19 protein-coding genes are annotated in these 15,947 nt (G+C 65.7%); 12 read left to right on the top strand and 7 right to left on the bottom strand.

The window, feature by feature from the left end:
* Positions 1–16 precede the first annotated feature (16 nt).
* Genes LRA87_RS06510 through fghA form a run of 3 tightly spaced genes read left to right on the top strand, consistent with a single transcriptional unit; the run spans position 17 to position 2,102 of the window.
* Entirely contained in the window at positions 17–400 is a 384-nt protein-coding gene (locus tag LRA87_RS06510) for a VOC family protein (protein ID WP_230630253.1), read from the top strand.
* On the top strand, positions 373–1,269 hold the full coding sequence (purU, locus tag LRA87_RS06505; protein ID WP_230630251.1) for a formyltetrahydrofolate deformylase: 897 nt from the start codon (positions 373–375) through the stop codon (positions 1,267–1,269). The genes LRA87_RS06510 and purU overlap by 28 nt, the downstream gene beginning before the upstream one ends.
* Entirely contained in the window at positions 1,266–2,102 is an 837-nt protein-coding gene (gene fghA, locus LRA87_RS06500; RefSeq protein ID WP_230630249.1) for an S-formylglutathione hydrolase, read from the top strand. The genes purU and fghA overlap by 4 nt, the downstream gene beginning before the upstream one ends.
* A 139-nt stretch (positions 2,103–2,241) precedes the next feature.
* Here fghA and LRA87_RS06495 read toward each other — a convergent pair whose 3' ends face one another.
* Together LRA87_RS06495 and LRA87_RS06490 are read right to left on the bottom strand one after the other, a co-directional pair.
* On the bottom strand, positions 2,242–4,728 hold the full coding sequence (locus tag LRA87_RS06495) for a glycoside hydrolase family 31 protein (RefSeq protein ID WP_230630247.1): 2,487 nt from the start codon (positions 4,726–4,728) through the stop codon (positions 2,242–2,244).
* 89 nt (positions 4,729–4,817) lie between these two features.
* Positions 4,818–5,213 carry a winged helix-turn-helix transcriptional regulator gene (locus LRA87_RS06490; protein WP_230630245.1) on the bottom strand — a complete coding sequence of 132 codons (396 nt, stop codon included), beginning with the start codon at positions 5,211–5,213 and terminating at the stop codon, positions 4,818–4,820.
* Between the two features lie 102 nt (positions 5,214–5,315).
* Between LRA87_RS06490 and LRA87_RS06485 the strand changes: the two genes are divergently transcribed.
* A complete protein-coding gene (locus LRA87_RS06485; protein WP_230630243.1) occupies positions 5,316–6,377 on the top strand; it encodes an SDR family oxidoreductase in 1,062 nt (353 codons plus the stop codon).
* A gap of 72 nt (positions 6,378–6,449) precedes the next feature.
* Complete coding sequence (locus LRA87_RS06480; protein ID WP_230630241.1) at positions 6,450–7,790, top strand: ABC1 kinase family protein; 1,341 nt, start codon at positions 6,450–6,452, stop codon at positions 7,788–7,790.
* A 61-nt stretch (positions 7,791–7,851) separates the two neighbouring features.
* Here LRA87_RS06480 and LRA87_RS06475 read toward each other — a convergent pair whose 3' ends face one another.
* A complete protein-coding gene (locus LRA87_RS06475) occupies positions 7,852–9,426 on the bottom strand; it encodes an alpha-N-arabinofuranosidase (protein ID WP_230630239.1) in 1,575 nt (524 codons plus the stop codon).
* Between the two features lie 335 nt (positions 9,427–9,761).
* On the opposite strand from LRA87_RS06475, the gene LRA87_RS06470 reads away from it, so the two are divergent.
* Positions 9,762–10,142 carry a response regulator gene (locus tag LRA87_RS06470; protein ID WP_230630237.1) on the top strand — a complete coding sequence of 127 codons (381 nt, stop codon included), beginning with the start codon at positions 9,762–9,764 and terminating at the stop codon, positions 10,140–10,142.
* On the opposite strand, the gene LRA87_RS06465 is transcribed toward LRA87_RS06470, so the two are convergent.
* Complete coding sequence (locus LRA87_RS06465) at positions 10,139–10,582, bottom strand: hypothetical protein (protein WP_230630235.1); 444 nt, start codon at positions 10,580–10,582, stop codon at positions 10,139–10,141. The genes LRA87_RS06470 and LRA87_RS06465 overlap by 4 nt on opposite strands.
* 325 nt (positions 10,583–10,907) lie before the next feature.
* On the opposite strand from LRA87_RS06465, the gene LRA87_RS06460 reads away from it, so the two are divergent.
* Positions 10,908–11,291, top strand: coding sequence for a hypothetical protein (locus LRA87_RS06460; protein ID WP_230630233.1), 384 nt, complete (start codon positions 10,908–10,910; stop codon positions 11,289–11,291).
* Positions 11,292–11,391: 100 nt separating this feature from the next.
* On the opposite strand, the gene LRA87_RS06455 is transcribed toward LRA87_RS06460, so the two are convergent.
* Both LRA87_RS06455 and eno read right to left on the bottom strand, forming a co-directional pair.
* A complete protein-coding gene (locus LRA87_RS06455; protein WP_230630231.1) occupies positions 11,392–11,673 on the bottom strand; it encodes an FtsB family cell division protein in 282 nt (93 codons plus the stop codon).
* 71 nt (positions 11,674–11,744) lie between these two features.
* Positions 11,745–13,022 carry a phosphopyruvate hydratase gene (gene eno / locus LRA87_RS06450; RefSeq protein WP_230630229.1) on the bottom strand — a complete coding sequence of 426 codons (1,278 nt, stop codon included), beginning with the start codon at positions 13,020–13,022 and terminating at the stop codon, positions 11,745–11,747.
* 140 nt (positions 13,023–13,162) lie between these two features.
* On the opposite strand from eno, the gene LRA87_RS06445 reads away from it, so the two are divergent.
* The 5 genes from LRA87_RS06445 (at position 13,163) to LRA87_RS06425 (ending at position 15,095) form a co-directional block, all read left to right on the top strand.
* The gene (locus LRA87_RS06445) at positions 13,163–13,672 is read left to right on the top strand and encodes a hypothetical protein (RefSeq protein WP_230630228.1); all 510 of its coding nucleotides are present in this window, start codon (positions 13,163–13,165) and stop codon (positions 13,670–13,672) included.
* Positions 13,673–13,680: 8 nt separating this feature from the next.
* Positions 13,681–14,022: a phage holin family protein gene (locus LRA87_RS06440; protein WP_230630226.1), complete on the top strand. Its 342-nt coding sequence runs from the start codon at positions 13,681–13,683 to the stop codon at positions 14,020–14,022.
* The gene (locus LRA87_RS06435; RefSeq protein ID WP_230630224.1) at positions 14,019–14,372 is read left to right on the top strand and encodes a DUF3618 domain-containing protein; all 354 of its coding nucleotides are present in this window, start codon (positions 14,019–14,021) and stop codon (positions 14,370–14,372) included. Before LRA87_RS06440 ends, LRA87_RS06435 begins: the two co-directional genes overlap by 4 nt.
* A 5-nt stretch (positions 14,373–14,377) precedes the next feature.
* Positions 14,378–14,758 (top strand): hypothetical protein, encoded by a 381-nt coding sequence (locus LRA87_RS06430; protein ID WP_230630222.1) that lies wholly within the window; start codon positions 14,378–14,380, stop codon positions 14,756–14,758.
* A gap of 109 nt (positions 14,759–14,867) precedes the next feature.
* Positions 14,868–15,095 carry a DUF4170 domain-containing protein gene (locus tag LRA87_RS06425; protein ID WP_230630220.1) on the top strand — a complete coding sequence of 76 codons (228 nt, stop codon included), beginning with the start codon at positions 14,868–14,870 and terminating at the stop codon, positions 15,093–15,095.
* 326 nt (positions 15,096–15,421) lie between these two features.
* Here the strand turns inward: LRA87_RS06425 and greA are convergent, their stop codons facing one another.
* Positions 15,422–15,898 carry a transcription elongation factor GreA gene (greA, locus tag LRA87_RS06420; RefSeq protein WP_230630218.1) on the bottom strand — a complete coding sequence of 159 codons (477 nt, stop codon included), beginning with the start codon at positions 15,896–15,898 and terminating at the stop codon, positions 15,422–15,424.
* Between the last annotated feature and the right edge of the window lie 49 nt (positions 15,899–15,947).

Below are 15,947 nucleotides of genomic sequence, written 5' to 3'. Positions count from 1 at the left end.
ATAAACAGGAGAGAGTATGTTCAGCCATATCATGATCGGCACGAATGACATGGATGCGTCGAGGGCATTCTACGACGCCACGCTGGGAGCGCTCGGCGCGGGGCCGGGTCGCGCCGATCCGATGGGGCGCACGGCCTACATGCATGGCGACGGCCTGTTGATCCTGACCAGGCCGATCAACGGCGAGCCGGCCTGCCACGCCAATGGCGGTACGATCGGCTTCGCCGCCTCCTCGCCTGACGCGGCCGATGCATGGCATGCGGCGGGCGTCGCGGCCGGAGGCACCGCCATCGAGGATGCGCCGGGCGTGCGTAATTCGCCGTTCGGGCCACTCTATCTCGCCTACCTCCGCGATCCCGCCGGCAACAAGGTATGCGCGATGCATCGCGTCGCCGCCTGATGACCGATGCGGCGCGCGCGCTGGTCCTGACGCTGACCTGCCAGGATCGCGTGGGCATCGTCGCAGCGGTGTCCAGCGCGCTCGCCGGTATCGATGGCTTCATCCTCGATAGCCAGCAATATGCGGATCTGGAGACGGGGCGCTTCTTCATGCGCGTCGTCTTCACCGGCGGCGGCGCGCGCTTCCCCCACGATCCGGCGGTGGTACGCGCGATGCTGGTTCCGGTCGCCGCCACCTTCGGCTTCGACTGGAACCTGCACGCGCCGGAGGATCGTCCCCGTGTGCTGATCGCCGTGTCGAAGGGGTCGCATTGCCTCAACGACCTGCTCCACCGATGGCAGACGGGCACCCTGCCGGTGGACATCGGTGGCGTGCTGTCGAACCACGACACGCTGCGACCGCTTGTGCAATGGCATGGTCTGCCGTGGCATCACCTGCCGGTCACCACCGAAACCCGCCAAGATCAGGAAGCGGCGATCGTCCGGCTGATGGCGGACACGCGAGCGGATTATCTGGTGCTCGCCCGCTACATGCAGGTGCTCAGCCCCACGCTGGTCACGGCCCTGGAAGGGCGCTGCATCAACATCCACCACAGCTTCCTGCCGGGCTTCAAGGGCGCACGACCGTATCATCGCGCGCACGCCCGCGGCGTCAAGCTGATCGGCGCTACCGCGCATTTCGTCACCAGCGACCTCGACGAGGGGCCGATCATCGAACAGGCGGTCGAGCGCGTCGATCATCGCGCCAGCGTCGACGATCTGATCCGCATCGGTCGCGACATCGAGTCGCAGGTGCTCGCCCGTGCGGTCGCATGGGTCGGCGAGCGACGCGTCTTCCTCAACGGCAACAGGACATTGGTGTTCAGATGACGATCGAGACCGTTTCAACGGCCAGGGCATATGGCGGCACGCAAGGCGTCTACACCCATGCCTCGACCGCGACCGGAACGCCGATGACGTTCTCGGTTTACGTACCGCCGCATGACGAGGGCGCGACGTTGCCGGTGGTATGGTATCTGTCGGGGCTGACGTGCACTCATGCCAACGTCACCGACAAGGGCGACTATCGCCGTACCTGCGCGGAACTGGGGCTGATCTTCGTCGCACCCGATACGTCGCCGCGGGGCGAGGGCGTGGCAGACGATGCCGCCTACGACTTCGGTCAGGGTGCGGGCTTCTACGTCGACGCCACGCAGGAGCCGTGGTCGTCCCATTTCCGTATGTGGTCGTACGTGACCGAGGAGCTGCCCGCACTGATCGCCCGACATTTCCCGGCAGACATGAACCGTCAGTCGATCATGGGTCATTCGATGGGCGGACACGGTGCGCTGACGATCGGACTAACGCTCGCGGATCGCTTTCGCGCGGTGTCCGCCTTCGCACCGATCGTGGCGCCGTCACAAGTGCCGTGGGGACACAAGGCGCTGGGCGGCTATCTGGGCGAGGACCAGGCGGCGTGGCGGGCGCATGATGCGGTCGCGCTGATCCGGGACGGCGCAAGCGTGCCATCGCTGCTGGTGGATCAGGGCGATGCAGACCAGTTCCTGGATAGCCAGTTGCAGCCGTCACTGCTGGCGGATGCCTGCGGGACCGCGGGGATCGACCTGACGCTGCGCATCCAGCCCGGCTACGACCACAGTTATTATTTCATCGCGACGTTCATGGCCGATCATCTGCGCTGGCATGCAGAGCGGCTGGGATAGCGGTTCGCGATGCTGCCGGGGCAGACGCGTTCCGGCATACAATCAGCCGCCGACCAGGCTGTGCATCATAACGCCAGCCGGTCATCGCGACCTGTCGATGACGGAGCGCCGGTCAGGTCGGCGACGGGCCTTCTACGAATCAGCGGCGGGCGATGGTGATATCGGCCGCCGTGCGCTGGTCGGGCAAGGTGAAGCTGAGAGTATTGGCGGTCGCATCGCGTTGCGCCGCAACCGTTCGCCGCGCTGCCGATACCGCGCCTTCGCCCGTCCAGCCGTGGACCACCACGCGCAGCTGCTTCCACCACGGCGCATAACGCCCCTGCCGCGCCGCGAAGCGCAGCGTCATGCCGGCGTCGCCGACCTGACATGAGATCGCCTGACGCAGGAACTGCCCACGGGTATAGCCCATGGAATGACCGTCGTCGGCGTACAGGTCGCCGCGGCAATCCTCGCCCAGATAGACATCGAGTTGCAACGGGCCGTCCGGCACCTGCGCCGTGCTCTGTACCAGCGGCTGGCGGGGCAGGATCGTCCCTGCGCGTACGAACACCGGCAGCGTTGCGATCGTCGGGGTCACCGTCACCCGGTCGCCCGATACTGTCGCCTGCCCGGTCGCCTGCGTCGCCGACTGGATCTGCCCCGGTCCCGTCTGCTGCTGCGGCACGCCGGCGCGCTGGCCCGTCCAGTAATCGTACCAGCCGCCCGCCGGCAGGCAGACGTCATAGGCGCGCGGCTGGTCGGGGTTGGGCGCAGGCGCAACCAGTAGCGAGCGGCCGAGCGTGAAGGTCCACGACTGGTCGCACGACATGCGCATCGCCGACGGATAATCGTAGAACACCGGGCGCAGGATCGGGTCGCCGGTGCGTGCGTTCTGCTCCGCCAGCGCATACAGGTACGGCATCAGGCGATAGCGTTCCTCGACGAACCGCCGCCGGATCGCGAGATGTTCGGGCGAACCGACCCACGGCTCCACCCGGGGTGTGCCCTTGGCACTGTGGTTGCGGAAGACGGGATAGAAGGCGCCGATCTGGAACCAGCGCGTCAGCAAGTCCTCGCCCGGCCCGCCCGCAAAACCGCTGACGTCCGCCGCGCCGTAGGAAAAGCCGGACAGGCCGAGATTGATGATCTGCTGGATCGATAGCTTCAGATGATCCCAGGTCGCGAGATTGTCGCCGGTCCACGTCACCGAATAGCGCTGTCCGCCGGCGTAGCTGGCGCGAGTCATGACGAACGGCCGCTCGTTCGGTGACAGCTTGCGCAGACCCTCGAAGGTCGCGCGGGTGTTTTCCATGCCATAGACGTTGTGGATTTCGGCATGCGTCGCGGTGCGGCGGGCGAAATCGTCGCTGACGATGCGGTGCACGACGTCGTCGGGCATCGTCTTGGTCGGCGTTTCGAAGATCGCCGGTTCGTTCATGTCGTTCCACGCCCCGGCGACGCCCATCTTCACCTGATCGCCGAACAGGGCGCCGAACCAGTCGCGCGTCTTCGCCTGCGTGAAATCGGGGAACACCGAGGGTCCGGGCCAAACGGGGGCGACGTATACCGAATGGTCGGCGCGGCGGACGAATTCGTCACGCTTCGTGCCCTCGTCATACGGAGCGTAGCCCTGCCCTTCCGCCCTGGCGATGTGCATATCGGTGATCGTCACCACCTTGAAACCCTGCTGCTTCAGGTCGCCGATCATCCCCTTCATATCGGGAAACGCCTTGGTATCGACGGTGAACGGCCGGTTGCGATCCTGCCAGTCGATGTCCAGCCACAGCACGTCGGTCGGCACGCGTTCCTGCCGCAGCCTGGCCGCGACACCGCGCAATTCGTCGGCGGTCATGTAGCTGTAGCGCGACTGCTGATACCCCAGCGCCCATTGCGGCGTCAGCGGCGCCTTGCCGGTCAGGTCGGTGTAGCGGCGCACAACCTCCGCCGTCGTCGGTCCGGCGATCAGATAATAGTCCACCGGTCCGTCAGGCCCGCCGAAGCTCAGTTCGTTCGCGTTGCGGTGGCCAAAGTCGAACCAGGTCCGCCATGTGTTGTCGAGGAACACGCCATAGCTGCCGCCTGCCCCGCCGACTCCGATGAAGAACGGGATCGATTTGTAGATCGGATCCTCCGCGCTCGTGAAGCCGAACGCATCGGTGTTCCAGTGGACGAAGCTCTTGCCACGTCGGTCCAGCCCGCCGGTCTTGTCGCCCATGCCGAAATAATGTTCGGCCTGCGGCATCGTCTTTTTCAGCGTGAATGCGGTGCCGTCGAACGTCGCCGGAGTGGCATCTTCCGAGATGACGTTCCCCGCCAGATCCTCGACACGCAGCCGCCCGTCGGCAAAGAACCGCACCCGCATCGTCTTGGTCGTAAATCCATCCGCGGCGGGGGTGACGGCGACCTTTTGCACGCGCGTCGCCTTGTCGACCGCCCAGCTCGCATCCTCGGGCATCGCACCGTCGCGGCCAATCCGGATGCGGAGGATGGCATCGGTCAGCGCGACCACGCGAACGATCGCATCGCCCTGCCGCGCTTCGGCGCCATCGGTCCGGACGGTAACGGCGGCGGCGGTCTGTGCCGTTGCGGCTGCCGGCACCGTCATCGTCGCCAGCGCAGTCATCGCCAGCAGCAGGTTGGCTCGCATCGTCGTCTCTCCCGTCGTCGTTTGACGCGGCTCTGGGCGGGAGGCGGGAGGCCGTCAACCGCACGGCCGAGGGCATACGTATGCAGGGATCAGGATGCCGGCGGGGCAGCTCGACGGGACCGTGGCCTCACCCCGAGCGCGTCGAGGGCGTCGGCATTCTCGCGTCCCCACGCGTACAGCATCTCGACCGGGGTGACGAAGCGGCGACCGAGATCGGTCAGGCGATATTCCACCGCTGGCGGGATCGTCCCCTGCACGTGGCGCGACACCAGCCCGCTGCCCTCCATCTCGCGCAGGGTCTGCGTTAGCATCTTCTTGGATATGCCGGGCAGACTGCGCAGCAGCACGCCGGTGCGCGCGGCGCCATCATGCCGGGCATGCAACGTGTGCAATATCATGCTCGTCCATTTCGTCGCGAACAGCTCCAGCACGCGCCGCGGTGCACAATCCTCGCGCCATTCGTCGTCGTCGCTACCCGGTTGCATCGCTGGGTACCTTCTGGTGCCTATGATCCCAAACGGTGCCGTCTAGAAGATGCGCCGCGCACTGCCTAGCTCGTTGACCGAACAGGATAAGGACACGACTTTATGGCAGGTACCGCATTGGTGGTCGGCGCGAGCGGCATCGTCGGCAGCGCGACGGCAGAATTGTTGAACCGCGAAGGATGGACCGTCCACGGCCTTGCCCGTCGCCCCGTCGCGCAACCCGGCGTCACGCCGGTCGCGGCCGACCTACTCGACGCCGCCGGCACCGCGGCGGCGCTGGCCGATATCCGCCCGGATGCGGTCTTCATCACCACGTGGCTGCGACAGGACAGCGAGGCGGAGAATATCCGCGTCAATGCGACGATGGTCCGCAACCTGCTCGATGGCCTGCGTCCGGGAGGTGCGCCGCGTCACGTCGCACTCGTCACCGGTCTGAAGCATTACCTCGGGCCGTTCGAGGCTTATGGCAAGGGCACGCTGCCCCAGACCCCATTCCGCGAGGAACAAGGCCGGCTGGACGTGGAGAACTTCTATTATGCACAGGAGGACGAGGTGTTCGCCGCTGCTCGGCGCGATGGATTTTCGTGGAGCGTCCATCGCCCGCACACGGTGATCGGCAAGGCAGTCGGCAATGCGATGAACATGGGTACGACGCTCGCCGTCTATGCCACCCTGTGCCGGGAAACGGGGCGACCGTTCCGCTTCCCGGGGTCGGCAGCGCAATGGAACGGCCTGACCGACATGACCGATGCCGGACAGCTGGCCGCGCACCTGCTGTGGGCAGTGACCACACCCGCCGCGCGCAACGAGGCGTTCAACATTGTCAACGGCGACGTTTTCCGCTGGAGCTGGATGTGGGGTCGCATCGCCGAATGGTTCGGCGTCGAACCAGCCCCGTTTGACGGCACGATCCAGCCGCTCGAAACCGCGATGGCGGGCGACGCCGACCGCTGGCGCCGGATCGCCGGGCGTCACGATCTGGTCGAACCCGACATGTCGCGACTCGCATCGCCCTGGCACACAGACGCCGATCTCGGCCGCCCCATCGAGGTCGTGACGGATATGTCGAAGAGCCGGCGGCTAGGCTTCACGTCCTATCGACCGACCGACGATGCGTTCTTCGATCTGTTCGCCCGGTTGCGTGCTGATCGGCTGATCCCCTGACGGACACGGACGGCCCGGCGGTGCGTTTACCCACTGCCGCGCCGTTCGCCCGGCCGTTTCAAGGACATCCGAATGACGGACGACAGCAGCCCCTCCAGAGGCCGCGCGGTGCCTAGCGGCCGGCTGTCGCGGCTCGGCGCGTTCGGACGGCTCGCCGCCGGGGTCGGCGGCGGCGTCGTCGCCGAGGGCGCGCGACGGCTCGCGGCGGGCGAACGTCCCCGGCTGGGCGACATGCTGCTGACGCCGGCCAACGCGACCCGCGTCGCCGATCAGCTCTCCCATCTCCGCGGTGCGGCGATGAAGCTCGGCCAGATGATCTCGATGGACGCGGGCGACATGCTGCCGCCAGAGTTGGCCACCATCCTCGCGCGGCTGCGCAACAACGCTCATCATATGCCGCCGCAACAGCTCGATACCGTACTGGCGCGCGAATGGGGGCGCGACTGGCGGCGGCGCTTCGCCCATTTCCAGGCGCATCCCATCGCGGCTGCATCGATCGGTCAGGTGCATCGAGCCAACCTGCCCGATGGGAGCGAATTGGCGATCAAGGTGCAATATCCCGGGGTGAAGGAGAGCATCGACGCCGATGTCGACAATGTCGCCACGCTGCTCCGCGTCTCCGGCCTGTTGCCGAAGGAGCTCGACATCGCGCCGCTGCTCGGCGAGGCAAAGCGTCAGCTTCACGAGGAAGCGGATTATGTGCGCGAAGGCGACATGCTGGCCCGCTACCGCGCCGCGCTCGCCGGCGATCCCGCGTTCGTCGTCCCCGCCCTGCATTCCGATCTCACCACCCCGCGCGTCCTTGCGATGGACTTCGTCGCCGGCACCCCGATCGAGGCGCTGGAGACCGCCGAGCCGCCGCTCCGCGACCGCGTGATGGCCAGCCTGATCGCGCTGGTGTTGCGCGAGTTGCTCGACTGGGAGTTGATGCAGACGGATCCCAACTTCGCCAATTATCGGTGGCAGGCCGATACCGGACGGATCGTGCTGCTCGATTTCGGCGCGACACGTTCGATCCCGGCGGCAACCGTCGCCAATTATCGTGCGCTGCTCGCCGCCGGGCTGTCCGGCAGCCGCGATGCGGTACGTGCTGCGGCGATCGCCGCGGGCTTCCTCGGCGCTGCCGCCGCCGCCCGGCACGGGCCGCTGATTGATACGATGATCGACGTCATCCTTGGCGAACTCAACCGCCCCGGCCCGTTCGACTTCGGCGACCGGGCCTTCGTCGGCGTCGTGCGGGAGCAGGGCATGGAGATGGCGCGCGACCGTGCCACCTGGCACCTGCCGCCCGCCGACACCCTGTTCGTCCAGCGCAAGATCAGCGGCACGGCACTGCTCGCCGCACGCCTGCGGGCACGGGTCGACATTCGCGCGATGGTCGAGACCAAATTGGATATTGCGCTCACGCGCTGACGCTTGCGCCTCGCCCCCACTGTCTGCGGCGGTGGAAGGTGAGGCGCAAGGGTGCCCCCAGCTAGCGAATGTCCAGCATCACCACCGATTTGGGCGGCAGCGTGACCGACACCGTGCCGTTCGCAAGCGTCGCACCGGTGAACGCCACCGGCCTTACCGCATCGGGCGCATCGAAGGTGTTATGCGCATCGATCGTGGGTGCGGTCAGGATACGGCCGGTCACCGCGCCGCCGGCGATCCCGGCCAGTTGCACCGTGACAGTCGTCGACTGGTTCGGATCGACGTTGGTGAGGCCGACGTGGACCACGCCGTCGATGCCACGTACCGCGCTGGAGCTGACCGAACGCAGCGTCCATTCACCATGCTTGTACAGGTGCGAACTTACCTCGGCAGGCAACACGGTACCGTCCTGATAGTCCTTGTACATGTCGAACACCCAATAGGTCGGCGTCTTCACCATACGTTTGCCATCGGTCAGCAGCATCGCCTGCAATACGTTGACCATCTGTGCGATATTCGCACCACGCACGCGATCCGCATATTTCGCAAAGATGTCGAGGTTCAGGCTCGTCACCACGGCATCGCGTAGGCTGTTCTGCTGATACAGGAAACCGGGGTGCGATCCCGGTTCCTGGTCGTACCACGTCCCCCATTCGTCGACGAGCAGCGCGACCTTCTTCCCGGGATCGTATTTGTCCATGATCCGGGAATGGCCCTGGATCAGCTCGTCCATTTTCATCGTCTTGACGAGCGTACGCGCCCACGCGTCCTCGTCGAAACCGGTCGCGGGGCCCTTTTTCGCCCAGCTGCCCGGCACGGTGTAATAATGGACGCCGATGCCTTGGAAGACGGTGCCCGCCTTCTTCATCATCACTTCGGTCCAGTTGTAATCCTCGGCATTGGCGCCGCTCGCCACCTTCATCACCGGCACACCGTCCGGCGTCTTGACGAACGTCGCATAGCGCCGCGTTTCGTCCGCCGCATATTCGGGCAGCATGTTGCCGCCGCAGCCCCACAGTTCGTTGCCGATCCCGAACATCGGCAACTTCCACGGCTGCTTGCGCCCGTTGGCCGCGCGTTCCCTGGCCAGGCTCGATCCGGTCGGCGAGGTCATATACTCGACCCACTCCGCCATCTCGCGCGGTGGCGCGGACCCCACGTTGCCGGATACATAGGCCTCCGCGCCCAGCATCTCGGAATAGTCCATGAACTCATGCGTGCCGACGGCATTGTCCTCGGTCACCCCGCCCCAATGCGTATTGATCTTGACCGGGCGCTTCGCTCGCGCGCCGATCCCCTCCCGCCAATGGTATTCGTCCGCGAAACAGCCGCCGGGCCAGCGGACCACAGGGACGCGGATCGCCTTCAGTGCGTCGATGACATCGGTGCGATAGCCCCGGACGTTGGGAATCTTGCTGTTCGGTCCGACCCAGATACCGCCATAGATGCCGGTGCCCAGATGCTCGGCGAACTGTCCGAACAGGCGCTTGTCGTATTTGGGGCCGGGTTGATCGCCGCGGATCGATACGGTGTCGGGCGTGGTCGTCGCAGCCGGTGCTGCGGCCTGCGCCGACAGTCCGGCCGGCGCCAGTGCCGCCAGCCCGGCACCCAACAGCCATGTCAGGGTCGTCTTCATCCATCTCTCCCCTTCGCGTCCATGCGCGTCCGGTGATGATGATTACCCGGCCGAACGACCCTCGTCAATTTGCCTGACAAATAGCCGGTCTTGTGAGCGTGTCGAGAATGTCGAGACGGTGCAAGGCAGCGGATAAAAGTTGGCATCGGACCGATTGCAGCTTTGGCCAAAGCGCGCGATACCAATGCGATTATGGCCACGATTTCCGCAACCTGCCTTCAATGGATGTCGGTCGCTGGCGACGCGCATGCGGGCAGGCCGGGCCGCTTGGCGCCGCCATCGCGGGCCGGCGCGGGGTTGCTGCGACTGACGACGGTTGGCCGGCAGGCGCTACGATGACGATCGACCTGCGCGACCGCCGCATCCTCATCGTCGAAGATGAATATCTCGTTGCGGACGATCTGGCGCTGGCGCTACGCGATGCCGGTGCGACGGTGGTCGGGCCGGTCGGCAGCGTCGCCGACGCATTGTCGCTGATCCGGTCGACCGCCCGGATCGACGGCGCGGTGCTGGACATCAATCTGCACGGTACGATGAGCTATCCCGTCGCCGAGCTACTGCTGGCGAGGGCGATACCGTTCCTGTTCGCGACCGGCTACGATGCATGCACGGTCGATGAGGCGTATCGATCGATCGTCCATCACGAAAAGCCGGTCATGCCCGCCGATGTCATCGAATCGCTGTTCGCGATCGAGCAAATGACGAACCGCTTCTAGCGACGACCGCGCCTCGCCTCCGACTGTCGTGCCGATGCGATCGTATCGACGACCATCTCGTAGAATGCCGGCGAATAGCCCGATGCCAGGAACGCCTTCACCTCCGCCGATGCGATCGAATATCCTCGCTTCCAGCTTAGCACCGCGATACGGCGCAGCGCCTCCAGCTTCGGATCGGCGAGCTGGGGGCTGATCCGCACGCCGAACACCAGCCCAAGCCAACGCGATACCCGCCCCGGCTGGCGCAACGTCGCCAGACCGTCATGGCGGGCGATCCCGATGACCGACCGTTCGAGTTCCGTCAGCATTGGCCGCTCTTCCGCGACGATTACAGGGGCGTCCCGATCCACGACGATCGATCGGGGAAACGGAGCAGACGACATCGCGGTCACGCGCGCATAGCCGGCGTTGCCGGGCTCGGCGAAAGCAAGAAAGGCCATGGCGTCACTCCCGTTACGATCCGCGAACCATCCCATCGCTCCGCCGCTGCCTGGTAGCAGCGAAGTGTTGCGTCCGTTTTGCTGCCGCCGACCGGCATGCGTCTGGATGATCGAAGGTTACGCGCGGTTTCGTCCGTCACCTTCTATACTGCTTGGTATATAACGCGAGTTCGCCGGCGTCAATGGTTTTCATACCGGTCAGTAGCAAAGATCCGCGACGAACGTCGGGAAAAAGGGCCGGGCCGCTCGATCGACGAACGCTCTGCCGGACGGAACACGATGGCACCCACCGCGCGTTGGCCGCCTGTCACATCAGGAGGTTACCATGTCTGACACGCCAAAGGTCGATCCCGGTCGCGATCGTCGAGGCAATCCGTTCGACAGCGAGGATGGCTTTTACGGGCTCGACTACAACAAGGGTCGGGAAGCCGAACTCGGTCGCCAGTTCCCCAGTGGCACGGTCGCCGCGAAGCCGACCGACGCAGGCCCGCCGCGCGACCCTGCCCTGCCCCCGGAAAACGGCCGGCGCGCCTCGTTCGACCCGAAGACCGGTGCGGTACACGGCAGCGGTAGCAGTGCCGGCGGCGGCAATCCCGGCGAGGACTTCGCCAGCGATGCGGCGGCAGGCGACGGCTACCCGATAACCGGCGGCGAAGGCTCGACGAAGAGCGGCGATACGGATCTGGGACCGCCCCACTTCAAGGAGTGACAGGCCGCGCCATGCATTGGTGACAGGGGGCGAGATGAACGGCGCCCCCAACCCGGCGGACGGACGACCGTGAGAAGACGGGAGGGCGGTGCCTCCACCGTCACCTGAGCGGAACGATCACCTCATCGGGATGCGCCACGTTCAATTCCTTGCGCACCATCTCGTCCACCATATCCGGGTTGGCATGATCCGGATCGAGCAGCGCCACGCGGTTCTTCAGCACCGCCCGCTTCTGGTCCAACACCGTGAATTGCTTCTCTCGCCGTGCCAGCTGCTTTTTGTAGTCGCCGTACGCGAGGATGCCGTTCGGCCCCAGCACCGCATAGGCGCCGAAGAACGCCATGATCGTCAGCCCGAGCGCGGGCAATGCGGCGCGCCGCATCACCCTTCGAAACGCCGATTTCCGGACTGTCCGCGCCATAGGCTACATCCTCGCTCGCAACACGCCTGCGATCAAGCCTTGAGAACGCTGCGCCCGGCATAACGTGCCGCATCGCCGAGCTCTTCCTCGATACGGATCAGCTGGTTGTACTTGGCGAGCCGGTCGCTGCGCGCGAGGCTGCCGGTCTTGATCTGTCCGCAATTGGTCGCGACCGCGAGATCGGCGATCGTCGCATCCTCGGTTTCGCCCGAGCGGTGGCTCATCACCGCGGTATAGCGGTTGCGCTGCGCCATGTTGACCGCCTCCAGCGTCTCGGTCAGCGTGCCGATCTGGTTGACCTTCACCAGCAGCGAGTTGGCGTAGCCGCCGTCGATGCCGCGCTTGAGGCGCTTGGGATTGGTGACGAACAGGTCGTCGCCGACGAGCTGCACCTTGTCGCCGATCAGATCGGTCAGCGCCTTCCAGCCCTCCCAATCGTCCTCGCTCATGCCGTCCTCGATCGAGAAGATTGGATACCGGCGCGTGAGGTCGGCGAGATATTCCGCCATCGCGCCGCTTTCCAGCACCTTGCCCTCACCCGAAATGTCGTAGCGGCCGTCCTTGTAGAATTCGGTCGCAGCGCAATCCAGCGCCAGCATGACGTCGCCGCCGGGCGTATAGCCCGCCTTCTCGATGCTCTGCATGATGAAGCCGAGCGCTTCCTCGGTCGACGCGATGTTCGGCGCGAAACCGCCCTCGTCGCCGACGCCGGTCGCCAGCCCCTTGTCGTGCAGCGCCTTCTTGAGCGTGTGGAAGATCTCCGAACCGCAGCGCACCGCCTCGACGATGTTCTCGGCGCCCACGGGGACGATCATGAATTCCTGGAAATCGATCGGATTGTCGGCATGTTCGCCGCCGTTGATGATGTTCATCATCGGCACCGGCAGCACATGCGCCGACACGCCGCCGACATACTTGTACAGCGGCATGCCACGCGCTTCGGCTGCGGCCTTGGCGGCGGCGAGGCTGACGCCCAGGATCGCATTGGCGCCCAGCCGACCCTTGTTCCCCGTCCCGTCCAGTTCGATCATCGTGCGGTCGAGGTCCGCCTGATCCTCGGCATCCAGACCGATCAGCGCCTCGACCAGTTCGCCGTTCACCGCGTCGATCGCGTTGTCGACGCCCTTGCCGCCCCAGCGGCTCTTGTCGCCGTCGCGCTTCTCGACCGCCTCGTGCGCGCCGGTCGACGCGCCCGACGGCACGGCGGCCCGACCGAAGCTGCCGTCTTCCAGCAACACGTCGACTTCCACGGTAGGATTGCCTCGGCTGTCGAGGATCTGGCGGCCATGGATGTCGATGATTGCGGTCACGTAACGATGCTCCTACGTCTCGGGCGGTACGCGGCGGCCTCTACCCTGCCGGACGCGGTGCGGCAATCTCCCGAACGATCAGGGAACCGCACTCGCAACGACGGGGTTGAGGGTGTCGAACAACAAGCAAAGGGCGCGTCATGGCCGATAACGACCTGAAACCGATCAACGACGGCGACATCACGCCACCCCCCGCCAGCACGGAATTCACGCCCGCAGAGCCACTGAAGGATGCAGGCGTCGATTTCGATCCGGCATCGGGCGGCAGCAAGACCGAACAGGCGAAGCAGACTGTAAAGGACTATTCGTCCAAATACGGTGCGCAGGCGACCGACAAGATCCGCACCCTGGCCGATACCGGCAAGGAACGTGCGGTGGGTGGTCTCGATCAGCTGTCGCAGATGATCAACGACGCTGCCGGTCAGGTCGACGAGAAGCTCGGCGCGCAATATGGCGAATATGCCCGTTCGGCGGCAGGCGCGGTCTCCAGCTTCTCCGAACAGATCAAGGGCAAGGACGTCGAGGAACTGCTCGACGAGGCGCGCGAATTCGTTCGCAAGAGCCCGGGCGTCGCCGTCGGTGTGGCCGCAGCGCTTGGCTTCGCGGTCGCCCGCATCGTTCAGTCCGGCATCGACGGCAACAAGGCCTGACCGGTCCCATGGCGGTGATCGAACAGGTGGCGGAGGACGAGGGCATCGGCACCCTAGTATCCCAGCTCGTCGAGGATGCCCGTGGGCTGGCCGGCGCCGAGGTCGCGCTGGTCAAGGCGCGGGTCGGCGAGCGGGCGAGCGCGTACAAGAATGCGGCGGTCTTCTTCGCCGTTGCGGGCGTGCTCGCACTGGCGGCGCTGATCGCGCTGCTGGTCGGGTTGATCCTCAGCCTCGCGACGCTGATCGGGCCCGGCCTCGCCACCGCCGCGGTGGTGATCGGCACGCTGGCGATCGCCGGCGTACTGGCGATCATCGGCAAGGGACGTCTGACACCGGGGAAGCCGCAATGAGCACCGCCGATCCCGCGACCCGCCTCGCCGACGCCGAGCAGGAGGCCGCCGCGGCGCGCGAGCGCCTGTCCGCCACACTCGGCAAGCTGCAGGTGAAGCTCAACCCCAGGACGCTGGCGTTGCAGGCGGCCCGAGACGTCACCGACAAGGGTGGCGCGGCGGCTCAAGCCAGCCTGAACGCCGCAGTGCGCAATCCCGGAGCGGTAGCCGGCGCCACCGCGGTGGCGGGCCTGTTCCTGGCCCGCCACCGGATTGCCAGCATGTTCCGCCGCAAACCCAAGCCGCAAAAACCGGGTTATCGCGATCACGAACCCGGCCTCGGCCCGCAAGACCAACTCCCACAAGGATGAACCCGATGTCCAATCTGCATACTCCGGACCGCATCGACGACGCCAAGCATGCCGCGAGCGACGCGGCGCATCGCGCCGCCGACGCGATCGAATCCAACCCGCTCGCCATCGTCGCAGGCGGCCTCGCCATCGGTGCACTCGCCGGCGCGCTGATCCCGCGTTCGGCAAAGGAAAAGGAACTGCTCGCCCCCGTCGGCCGCAGCCTCGGCGAACGCGCGCGCAGCGCGTTCCAGGCGGCACGGGAGACCGGCACGAGCGAATTGCAGAACGCCGGCCTGTCCAAGGATGCAGCAAAGGATCAGGTCAAGTCGCTGTTCCAGGGCATCGCCAAAGCAGCGACCAGCGCCGGCTCCGCCGCCGCCAAGACCGCGGCCAACAAGGGCTGACCACCCGGCGGGATCGGCGATCAGCGCCGGTTCCGCTGCCGTCGGGGGTTCAATACTGCAGCGCAACACGCTAGTGCCGCTGCCTGAACCTCACACCCGGGACACTCGCATGAGCAAGCTCCACCTCGTCTTTGGCGGTCGCGTTACCGATCCCCGCACCCTCGAATTCGCCGACCCGTCGAAGCTGGAGGTCGTCGGCATCTTTGCGGACTATGCCAGCGCCGAAAAGGCTTGGCGTGCGAATGCGCAGCGTACCGTTGACGACGCCGAGATGAAGTTCGTGGTCGTTCACCTGCACCGTCTGCTCGAGCCGGAATTGCTCACGCCACCAGCTTGAGGTGCTTATTGCCCTCGCGCAACTGCGTTATTCCCGCGAGGGCGGGAACCCATAATCACGGCGGCTAAGTTAGATCGCCCAAGTATCGACTATGGAACCCCGCCTTCGCGGGGATGACGTTAAGGTGCGCTAGTTCAGCCACAAGTTAGCGCCCCCTCCCCGTCATCCCGGCGAACGCAGGGACCCATGGATGCGGTGAACTCAACACGGCAAGCATCATCAGCGGCGGTGCGAAGCCGTGGGTCCCGGCGTTCGCCGGGATGACAGAAGGTGAAGCTCGATGAAGTGCCGACCGATGGTGGCGCTTCCCCCTCACCCCTTGGCGATCAAATAAACTCGATTTTCGACACGACGTAATACCGGTCACCCGCGGGCACCGACACCTCGACCTCTTCATCGACCTTGCGCCCAATGAGCGCCCGGCCCAGCGGCGAATTGTACGAAATCCGGCCGGTCTTGGCATTCGCCTCGGTCTGGCCGACGATCTGGTACTTCACCGGCTTGTCGTCGTCGTCGAGCAGCGTCACGGTAGCCCCGAACACCACCTTGTCACCCGACAGCTCCAGCGGATCGATGATCTGTGCACGGGACAATTTGTCCTCGATATCGCTGATCGTCGCCTCGTTCTGGCCCTGCTGCTCCTTCGCAGCATGATATTCGGCGTTTTCCGACAGATCGCCGTGCGCGCGCGCTTCCTCGATCGCATCCACGATCAGGGGACGCTCCGCTTTCAGACGCTTCAGGTCCGCGGTGAGCGTCTCATAGCCCTCCTGGAGCATCGGCATCTTTTCGACGGTCGCCATATCTACGTCCCCAATTCACTCTGACCCGTGCGCGCCTTTCACCGACGCG

The organism is Sphingomonas sp. Leaf37 (assembly GCF_920939475.1).
Lineage (GTDB): Bacteria > Pseudomonadota > Alphaproteobacteria > Sphingomonadales > Sphingomonadaceae > Sphingomonas.
This window is presented reverse-complemented; position numbering and strand designations above follow the sequence as displayed.

What these genes read in the sequence shown, in the direction of transcription:
- LRA87_RS06510 (WP_230630253.1), top strand. Translation starts at nt 17, where the DNA reads ATGTTCAGCCATATCATGATCGGCACGAATGACATGGATGCGTCGAGG.
- purU (WP_230630251.1), top strand. Translation starts at nt 373, where the DNA reads ATGCGCGATGCATCGCGTCGCCGCCTGATGACCGATGCGGCGCGCGCG.
- fghA (WP_230630249.1), top strand. Translation starts at nt 1,266, where the DNA reads ATGACGATCGAGACCGTTTCAACGGCCAGGGCATATGGCGGCACGCAA.
- LRA87_RS06495 (WP_230630247.1), bottom strand. Translation starts at nt 4,728, where the DNA reads ATGCGAGCCAACCTGCTGCTGGCGATGACTGCGCTGGCGACGATGACG.
- LRA87_RS06490 (WP_230630245.1), bottom strand. Translation starts at nt 5,213, where the DNA reads ATGCAACCGGGTAGCGACGACGACGAATGGCGCGAGGATTGTGCACCG.
- LRA87_RS06485 (WP_230630243.1), top strand. Translation starts at nt 5,316, where the DNA reads ATGGCAGGTACCGCATTGGTGGTCGGCGCGAGCGGCATCGTCGGCAGC.
- LRA87_RS06480 (WP_230630241.1), top strand. Translation starts at nt 6,450, where the DNA reads ATGACGGACGACAGCAGCCCCTCCAGAGGCCGCGCGGTGCCTAGCGGC.
- LRA87_RS06475 (WP_230630239.1), bottom strand. Translation starts at nt 9,426, where the DNA reads ATGAAGACGACCCTGACATGGCTGTTGGGTGCCGGGCTGGCGGCACTG.
- LRA87_RS06470 (WP_230630237.1), top strand. Translation starts at nt 9,762, where the DNA reads ATGACGATCGACCTGCGCGACCGCCGCATCCTCATCGTCGAAGATGAA.
- LRA87_RS06465 (WP_230630235.1), bottom strand. Translation starts at nt 10,582, where the DNA reads ATGGCCTTTCTTGCTTTCGCCGAGCCCGGCAACGCCGGCTATGCGCGC.
- LRA87_RS06460 (WP_230630233.1), top strand. Translation starts at nt 10,908, where the DNA reads ATGTCTGACACGCCAAAGGTCGATCCCGGTCGCGATCGTCGAGGCAAT.
- LRA87_RS06455 (WP_230630231.1), bottom strand. Translation starts at nt 11,673, where the DNA reads ATGCGGCGCGCCGCATTGCCCGCGCTCGGGCTGACGATCATGGCGTTC.
- LRA87_RS06445 (WP_230630228.1), top strand. Translation starts at nt 13,163, where the DNA reads ATGGCCGATAACGACCTGAAACCGATCAACGACGGCGACATCACGCCA.
- LRA87_RS06440 (WP_230630226.1), top strand. Translation starts at nt 13,681, where the DNA reads ATGGCGGTGATCGAACAGGTGGCGGAGGACGAGGGCATCGGCACCCTA.
- LRA87_RS06435 (WP_230630224.1), top strand. Translation starts at nt 14,019, where the DNA reads ATGAGCACCGCCGATCCCGCGACCCGCCTCGCCGACGCCGAGCAGGAG.
- LRA87_RS06430 (WP_230630222.1), top strand. Translation starts at nt 14,378, where the DNA reads ATGTCCAATCTGCATACTCCGGACCGCATCGACGACGCCAAGCATGCC.
- LRA87_RS06425 (WP_230630220.1), top strand. Translation starts at nt 14,868, where the DNA reads ATGAGCAAGCTCCACCTCGTCTTTGGCGGTCGCGTTACCGATCCCCGC.
- greA (WP_230630218.1), bottom strand. Translation starts at nt 15,898, where the DNA reads ATGGCGACCGTCGAAAAGATGCCGATGCTCCAGGAGGGCTATGAGACG.